This window comes from Streptomyces sp. NTD91 (assembly GCF_059510455.1).
In genome coordinates, this window is record NZ_JCAJZW010000164.1 from 1 (window position 1) to 495 (window position 495).

Here is a 495-nt window from a genome sequence, read left to right on the forward strand (position 1 = left end):
GAGCAGCGGTCTCACGGCGCCCAACGGCCCGTCGCAGCAGCGGGTGATCCGCGCCGCCCTGGCCTCGGCCGGCCTGACCCCGGCCGACGTGGACGTGGTGGAGGCCCACGGCACGGGCACGACGCTGGGCGACCCGATCGAGGCGCAGGCGCTGCTGGCCACGTACGGACAGAACCGCGAACGACCCCTGTACCTGGGCTCGTTGAAGTCCAACATCGGGCACACCCAGGCCGCCGCAGGTGTCGGCGGCGTCATCAAGGTGGTCATGGCGATGCGCCACGGCGTGCTGCCGCGCACGCTGCATGTCGACGCCCCGTCCTCGCACGTCGACTGGTCCGCCGGCGCCGTCGAACTCCTCACCGAGGCCCGCGACTGGCCGGCCGCGCAGAACCGTCCCCGGCGCGCGGGCGTCTCCGCGTTCGGCGTCAGCGGTACCAATGCGCATGTGGTGCTGGAGGAGGCGCCGCGGGAGCCGGTCGCAGCTCGGCCCGATGA

1 protein-coding gene is annotated in these 495 nt (G+C 73.7%); it reads left to right on the forward strand.

What is annotated here, in order from left to right; genetic code table 11:
* The coding region (locus tag AC5WRT_RS39060) for a ketoacyl-synthetase C-terminal extension domain-containing protein (protein WP_496101117.1) at positions 1-495 on the forward strand (495 nt) is incomplete at both ends.